This window comes from Paracraurococcus ruber, from assembly GCF_004353985.1.
Lineage (GTDB): Bacteria > Pseudomonadota > Alphaproteobacteria > Acetobacterales > Acetobacteraceae > Paracraurococcus > Paracraurococcus ruber.
The window spans coordinates 36,516-44,346 of the sequence record NZ_SMOA01000027.1; the positions used below are offsets into that span (position 1 = coordinate 36,516).

A 7,831-nucleotide genomic window follows, 5' to 3' on the forward strand; every position below is an offset into this window, starting at 1 on the left:
GGTGATGTCGTAGCCTTCCCGGGTCCGAGACGCCGTCCGAGTTTGGGGAGGACGAAATCAATGAAATTGACCCGCGCCGTCATTGGCGCGGTGCTGGCCTGCGCCGCCGGCACCGCCCTCGCGCAATCCCTGACACCCGAGCAGATCCGCGCCGCGGTCGGCCGCGTGGATGGCGACTACATCCGGCAGAACACCGCGACGGGACGCGACTGGCCGTCCTATGGCCTGAACCACGCGGAGAACCGCTTCAGCCCGCTGCGGGCCGTGAATGTCGACACCGTGTCGCAACTCGGCCTCGCCTGGTCCTACGACCTCGGCTCCAAGCGCGGCGTGCAGGCGACGCCGGTGGTGGTCGGCGGCGTCATGTATGTCACGGCGTCATGGTCCGTGGTGCATGCCCTCAATGCCCGCACCGGCGAGCGCATCTGGACCTTCGATCCCGAGGTGCCGCGCGAATACGGCGAGAAGGGCTGCTGCGACGTGGTGAACCGCGGCGTCGCGGTGCATCGCGGCAAGGTCTATGTCGCGTCCTACGACGGCCGCCTCTTCGCGCTGGATGCGGCGACCGGCGCCAAGGTGTGGGAGAAGGACACGATCATCGACCGCAGCCGCCCCTACACCATCAGCGGCGCGGTGCGGGTCTTCAAGAACAAGGTCGTCATCGGCAATGGCGGCGCCGAATACGGCGTGCGCGGCTACCTGACGGCCTATGACGCCGAGACGGGGGCGCAGGCCTGGCGCTGGTTCAGCGTGCCGGGCAACCCGGCCAACCCGCCCGAGGACGAGTCCATGGCCCGCGCCATGAAGACCTGGGACCCGGCCGGGAAATGGTGGGAAGCCGGCGGCGGCGGCACCATGTGGGACACGCTGACCTATGATGCCGAGCTCGATCTGATCTATGTCGGCACCGGCAACGGGTCGCCCTGGAACCGCAACCTGCGCAGCCCGGCAGGCGGCGACAACCTGTACCTGCATTCCATCGTCGCGCTGAAGCCCGACACCGGCCAGTATGTCTGGCACTACCAGCACGCGCCGGGCGAGACCTGGGACTACACCGCGGTCCAGCCGATGATCCTGGCCGACCTCACCATCGACGGCCAGCCGCGCAAGGTCATCCTGCACGCGCCGAAGAACGGCTTCTTCTACGTCATCGACCGCACCGATGGCCGGCTGATCTCGGCCAAGGCGCATACCGAGGTGAACTGGGCGACCGGCTACGACAACGAAGGCCGGCCGATCGAGAACCCGGCGGCGCGCGACCCGACGAAGACCTTCGAGGCGATCCCGACCGCCTATGGCGCGCGCAACTGGCACCCGATGTCCTTCAACCCGCAGACCGGCCTGGTCTACATGCCGGTGCATGGCGTGCCGCTTTCCCTGACGCCGGACGTGAACTGGCAGCGCAATGCCACCCGCCCGGGCGCCTTCCAGAGCGCCTCCGGCTGGAATCTCGGCTACCTGTTGAATGCCGAGCCGCCCAAGGCGAAGCCCTTCGGCCGGCTGGTGGCCTGGGATCCCATCAGGCAGGAAGCGGCCTGGGCGCAGGACCTCGGCGGGCCCTGGAATGGCGGCACGCTGACCACCGCCGGCAACCTGGTCTTCCAGGGCACCGCCGATGCGCGCTTCGTCGCCTATGACGCGCGCGACGGGAAGAAGCTGTGGGAGGTGCCGGTCGGGTCCGGCGTGGTCGCCGCGCCGGCTACCTACGAGATCGACGGGCAGCAATATGTCTCGGTGGCGGTCGGCTGGGGCGGCGTCTATGGCATCGTCCAGCGGGCCAGCGAGCGGGTCTCGCCCGGCCGGGTCTACACCTTCCGGGTCGGCGGCCAGGCGGCCATGCCGGCGGCGGTGACGGCGGAACGCCGGCCGCTGGTTTCCGGTATCGCGTATGCGAAGGCGGATGTGGAGGCAGGCACCGGCCTCTATGTTTCCCACTGCGCGGGCTGCCATGGCGTGCCCGGCGTGAACAGCGGCGGCAATGTCCCCAACCTCGGCTATGCGCGGCGGGAGACGCTGGAGGCGCTGCCGCAACTCGTCCTCGGCGGCGCCTTCGCCGACCAGGGGATGCCGCGCTTCCATGAGCGGCTGAACGAGGCGCAGGTGCTGCAGATCCGCGCCTTCATCCTGGACACGGTGGAGGGCGTGCGGCCGCGCTGAAGCCGGCGCTTGCGGCGGGCGCTGGCGCCGGGGGATGCTGGGGCAAACATCGGGAGGACAACGCCCAATGCCCCGCATCCTCGCGCTGCTCGCGCTCGTCGCCGGCCTGGCCTCCGCCGGGCCGGCGCGGGCGCAATCCGCCGCGGTCATCGTCACCAGCTTCGGCCCGGCCTCCGCCGCCGATATCGTGGCCCGGCTGCTGGCCGCCGAATTCCAGCCGCTGCTCGGCCGGCCCTTCGCGGTGAAGAACGTCACCGGTGCCGCCGGTACCATCGCGGTGAATGAGGTGGTGCGGGCCCGGCCGGACGGCGAGACGCTGCTGTTCACCCCCATCGGCCCCATCGCCATCCAGCCCAGCTTCCTGCGCAATGCCGGCTACAAGGCCAGCGACCTGGCGCCGATCTGCATGGTGAACCGCGCCCCGCTGATCATGATGACGCCGCAGGGCAGCGGCCTGCGCACGGTCGCCGACGTGGTGAAGCGGGCGAAGCAGGCGGCGGCGCCGATGCCCTATGCCTCAACCGGCATGGGCACGACGCCGCACCTCTCCATGGTCACCTTCGCCCGCGCGGCCAGCCTGAAGATGGACCACATCGTCTATCGCGGCCCGAGCGATGTGATGGTGGCGTTCCAGCAGGGCGCGGTGGAAATCTTCAACGACCACCCCTCCTCCGTCCGCGCCAACAACCTGCACCCGATCGCGGTGCTGAACCCCGAGCGGGTACCGGACTTCCCCGACCTGCCGACGATGCGCGAACAGGGCTTCGACGTGAATTTCGCCATCTGGCACGGGCTGTTCGCCCCGGCCGCCACGCCGCCCGCGGTCATCGCCCGCTACGAGGCGGCCTGCGAGACGGCGGTGCGGTCCGAGGCGATGCGCGTGGGGCATGAGCGCATCACCACGCCCATCGTCTTCCAGAACGCCCGGGACTTCGGCGCGACGGTCGCGGCGGATGCGCGGACGATGGCCTCGGTGATCGAGGAAGGCGGGCTGCGGCAGGCGGAATAGATCGGGCCGCGGCGCGGCGGGGCGGTCTGGCGCCGGCCTGGCCGGCGGGCCATCATCGGCCGACCCGGCTTCCCGAAGGACCCGCCATGGCCTTGCGCTGCGACCTCATCATCCGCGACGCCACCCTGTTCGACGGCACCGGCGCGCCGCGCCGGGTCGGGGATGTCGGCGTCACCGGCGACCGGATCGTGGGCGTGGGGGACCTGGGCGGGGCCAGCGCGGACCGGGAGGTGATCGCCACCGGCCGCGCCCTCGCCCCCGGCTTCATCGATGCGCACACGCATGACGACCGCGCCGTGCTGTCGGGCTGCGAATGCCTGCGCTGCAAGTCGTCGCAGGGCGTCACCACCGTCGTCGTCGGCAATTGCGGCGTCAGCCTCGCGCCGCTGACCCAGCAGGCGGGCAAGCGGCCGCCGCCGCCGCTCGACCTCGTCGGCGACAGCGGCTTCTCCTTCGCCAGCTTCGGCGACTATGCCGAGGCGGTGCGGAAGACCCCCGCCGCGGTCAATACCTACGCCATCATCGGCCACCAGACCCTGCGCTACCGCGTCATGGGCGACGACCTCTATCGCCCGGCCAATGACCGGGAGATCGCGGAGATGCGCCGCCTGGTCGCGGAGGCGCTGGCCGAGGGCGCCTCGGGCTTCTCCACCGGGCTCTGGTACAAGCCCAACATGCATGCGACGACCGAGGAGGTGATCGCGGTGGCCGAGCCGCTGCGCGCCGCCGGCGGGATGTACTTCACCCATATGCGGGACGAGGCGGACCGGGTCTGCGCCTCGATCGAGGAGACGCTGAAGATCGGCAAGCGCGTCGGCGTGCCGGTCTGGATCAGCCACCACAAATGTTCGATGCCCGAGAATTACGGCCGCAGCACCCAGACCCTGGCGCTGATCGAGGCCGCTTCCGCCATGCAGGAAGTGGCCTACGACATGTACCCCTACCCGGCCGGCAGCACCGTGCTCATGCCGGACCGGCTGCGGGACGATGTACGGGTCATCGTCACCTGGTCCATTCCCTTCCCCGAGATGGCGGGCAAGGACCTGACGGAGGTGGCGCGCGGCTGGAACACCGATATCCGCACGGCGGCCGAGAAGCTGCTGCCGGCCGGCGCCATCACCTTCCAGATGGACGAGGAGGATGTGCGGCGGATCATGGCGCATCCGCTCTCCGTCATCGGCTCGGACGGCATTCCGCATGACGCGCACCCGCATCCGCGGCTCTGGGGCACCTTCCCGCGCGTCCTCGGCCTCTATTCGCGCCAGCTCGGGCTGCTGAGCATGGAGGAGGCGGTGCACAAGATGACCGGCCGCACCGCGCAGCTCTTCGGCATGGTCGATCGCGGCGTGCTGCGCCCGGGCGCCTATGCCGACCTGGTGCTGTTCGACCCGCACAAGGTCATGGACCGCGCGACCTTCGAGGACCCGAAGCAGGAGAGCGACGGGATCGAGGAGGTCTGGACCAATGGCGTGCCGGTGTTCCGCGCCGGCGCCGGCCTGACCGGCGAGGCGCCCGGCCGGCTGATCCGTCGCAACCGGGACTGATCGCCCGGCCCAAGCGGGCAGGGCGGCGCAACCTGCCGCGGCCTGTCCGCGCGGCGCGCCGGGCGGGCTTGCAATCCCCTCCCCCTGCGGTAGTCCGGTTGGCAAGGAAACGACCGGACCAGCGCATGCCCTCCGCCGCCGAACGACTCGTGGAATTTCTCGCCGCGCAGGGGGTGGACCGCGCCTTCTGCGTGCCCGGCGAGAGCTACATCGCCCTGCTCGACGCGCTGCACGCGCATCCCCGCCTCGACCTGGTCACCTGCCGGTCGGAAGGCGGGGCAGGGTTCATGGCGGTGGCCGATGCCAAGCTGACGGGCCGGCCGGGCGTCGTTCTCGTCTCCCGCGGGCCGGGTGCCTGCAATGCCAGCATCGCCGTCCACACGGCCGAGCAGGATGCCGTGCCGCTGATCCTGCTGGTGGGCCAGGTGGAGAAGCGCGACCTCCGCCGCAACGCCTTCCAGGAGATCGACTACGCGACCATGTTCCGTGGCATCGCCAAATGGATCGGCGAGGCGACGGACCCCGAGCAGGTGCCGGAACTGATCGCCCGCGCCTACGCCATGGCGATGGGCGGCGTACCGGGGCCGGTGGTGCTCTCCCTGCCCGAGGATGTGCTGGCCCTGCCCTGCGCCGCGCCGCTGCCGCCGGCGACCCTGCCCGCCCCCGCGCCGCCCGCGCCGGCGGACGCGGCACGCCTCGCCGCCCTGTTGCGCGCGGCGGAACGCCCGATCCTGCTGGCCGGCCATGCGCTGGATGCGCCCGGCGGGCGGGAAGCGCTGCGCGCCTTCGCCGAGGCCTGGCAGATCCCCGTCGCCGTCTCCTTCCGCCGGCAGGACCTCTTCGACAATGCGCATCCGCTCTATGCCGGCGATCTCGGCCTGCGGAACCCGGATGACCAGCGCGCCGCCTTCGCCGAGGCCGATCTGGTGCTGGCGCTGGGCACGCGGCTGACCGACATCACCACCCAGGGCTGGACCTGGCCGGCGCCCGGCCAGCGCCTCGTGCATGTCTGCGCCGATCCGCGCTTCCTCGGCTGGCTCTTCCCCGCGGAGATGGCGCTGGCCGCCGATGCCCGCGCGACCATCGCCGCGCTGGCCGGGGAGGCGCCGGCGGCGCCGGCCGGCCGTGCCGCCTGGAATGCCAGGCTGCGGGACCTGCATGTCTCGGACTGCCAGGTGGCACCCGGCCGCTACGCCGATGGCGTCGCCTTCGCCGAGGCCGCCAAGCTGATCGAAGCGGCGGCGCCGCCCGACGCCATCGTCACCCTGGATGCCGGCACCTTCGGCGCGCCTTTCTACCGCAAGGTCGCCTGGACGCCGCCGCGGCGGCTGCTGGCGCCTGTGTCCGGCGCCATGGGCTTCGGCGTGCCGGCCGGCGTCGCGGCCGCGCTGCGCTGCCCGGACCGGACGGTGGTCGCCCTGGTCGGCGATGGCGGCGCGCTGATGACGGGGGGCGAATATGCCGTGGCGGTGGCACGCGGCGCGCCGCTCAAGCTCATCCTGTCGGACAACGGCTCCTACGCCTCCATCCGCATCCACCAGGAGAAGGCGCATCCCGGCCGTGTCTCCGGCACAAGCCTGGAGAACCCGGATTTCGCCCAGTGGTGCGCCGCCTTCCGCGTGCCGGTGACGGTGGTGGAGAACAGGGACGACCTGCCGAAGCTGGCGGCGGCGCTGCGGGCGCCGGGCGCCGCGGCGGTGGTGGTGCGCACCTCGCTGCAGGCGGTCCTGCCGCGGCGGTTGGCGGCGGAATAGCCGGGCCCGGCCGCGGCAGGACCGACGCCGGGAGGCGCCGGGCCGGCGCCCGGCCGCCGCGTGGCGGCCGGGCCCGACAGACCCCCTGTCTCAGCCGTCGAACTGGATGTTCCGCTCGCGGATGATGCGTCCCCACTTGGCGGCCTCGGCCTGGACATGCGCGCGGGCGCCCGCCTGGTCCGTGCCGCGCAGCAGGAAGCCGGCCGTGCTGGCGCGCGCCTGCACCTCCGGCTGGCGCAGCGCTTCCTGCGCCACCTCCGCCAGCCGGTCGCCGGCGGCGTCCGGCGTCGCCGCCGGCACCCACCACATGACGTAGGAATAGGCCTCGAAGCCCGGCGCCACCGCCTCCCCGATCGTCGGCAGGTCGGGCAGCGCCGGCACCCGCTCCGCCGTGCCCACCGCCAGGGCGGGGATGGTCCCCTCGGCAATCATCTGCTGCGCCGCCGGCAGGTCGACGATGATGAAGTCCAGCCGTCCCGCCCGCAGCTCCACCAGCGCCGGGGCGCTGCCGCGGAAGGCGATATGGGTGATGTCGGCGCCGGTCATCGCCCGGTACAGCTCCCCGGCCAGATGCGCCGGGTTGCCGACGCCGCCGGAGCCGAAGGTGAAACGCCCGGGATTGGCCCGCACCACCTGGTGCCATTCCTGCACCGTCCGCGCCGGAAAGCCGGGGCGCGTGACCAGCACCGTGGGCGTGATGGCAAGCAGGCTCAGCGCCCGGAAGTCCCGCTGCGGGTCATAGGGCGGCGGCGCCAGCATGAAGGGCGCAGTGACGGAGGAGATGGTCGCCGTCAGCACCGTGTGGCCATCCGCCGGCTGCTGCAGCACGAAGGCGCCGCCCACCGTGGCGCCGGCGCCGGTGCGGTTCTCCACCACCACCGGCTGGCCCAGCGCGGCCTGGGCATGGGGTGCCATCAGCCGGGTCAGCACATCCGGGCTGCCGCCCGCCGGGAAGGGCACCACCAGCCGCATCTGCCGGTTGGGCGCCCAGCGCGGCTGGGCCAGGGCGGGGATGGCAAGCGGCATTCCCGCCAGGGCGGCGAGGAGGGGGCGGCGATTCACGGGCTGGTTCCTTCCGGCAAGGGCCAGCGACGCCACCGTTACGGGGCCGTCGCTGGCCCGCCAGATGGGCGCGCAGCCGGTGCAGTTCCAGCCGCCGGAGGGTCGCCGCGCCGCTTGCCAGCCCGGAAAGGCCGGTCCACATGCCGGGGCGACGGAGGACGCCATGGACCAGCCGCTGCTCGTTGCCGACCCGCATGCCGAGATCCGGGAGGAGGTTGCGAAGCTCTGCGCCCGCTTTCCCGGGGAGTACTGGCGCCGGGTGGACCGCGACCGCGCCTACCCGACCGAGTTCGTCCAGGCGCTGA

At 72.1% G+C, this 7,831-nt stretch carries 5 protein-coding genes; 4 read left to right on the forward strand and 1 reads right to left on the reverse strand.

Going from position 1 to position 7,831, the window contains the following annotated elements; all coding sequences use genetic code 11:
- Window positions 1-60 precede the first annotated feature (60 nt).
- The 4 genes from E2C05_RS07975 (at window position 61) to E2C05_RS07990 (ending at window position 6,464) form a co-directional block, all read left to right on the forward strand.
- A complete protein-coding gene (locus E2C05_RS07975) occupies window positions 61-2,157 on the forward strand; it encodes a PQQ-dependent dehydrogenase, methanol/ethanol family (RefSeq protein WP_133219086.1) in 2,097 nt (698 codons plus the stop codon).
- 67 nt (window positions 2,158-2,224) lie between these two features.
- Window positions 2,225-3,166: a Bug family tripartite tricarboxylate transporter substrate binding protein gene (locus tag E2C05_RS07980; protein ID WP_158292007.1), complete on the forward strand. Its 942-nt coding sequence runs from the start codon at window positions 2,225-2,227 to the stop codon at window positions 3,164-3,166.
- Window positions 3,167-3,252: 86 nt separating this feature from the next.
- A complete protein-coding gene (locus tag E2C05_RS07985; protein ID WP_133219088.1) occupies window positions 3,253-4,710 on the forward strand; it encodes an N-acyl-D-amino-acid deacylase family protein in 1,458 nt (485 codons plus the stop codon).
- A gap of 125 nt (window positions 4,711-4,835) precedes the next feature.
- Window positions 4,836-6,464, forward strand: coding sequence for a thiamine pyrophosphate-binding protein (locus E2C05_RS07990; RefSeq protein ID WP_133219089.1), 1,629 nt, complete (start codon window positions 4,836-4,838; stop codon window positions 6,462-6,464).
- Between the two features lie 90 nt (window positions 6,465-6,554).
- Here the strand turns inward: E2C05_RS07990 and E2C05_RS07995 are convergent, their stop codons facing one another.
- On the reverse strand, window positions 6,555-7,526 hold the full coding sequence (locus E2C05_RS07995) for a Bug family tripartite tricarboxylate transporter substrate binding protein (RefSeq protein ID WP_158292008.1): 972 nt from the start codon (window positions 7,524-7,526) through the stop codon (window positions 6,555-6,557).
- Between the last annotated feature and the right edge of the window lie 305 nt (window positions 7,527-7,831).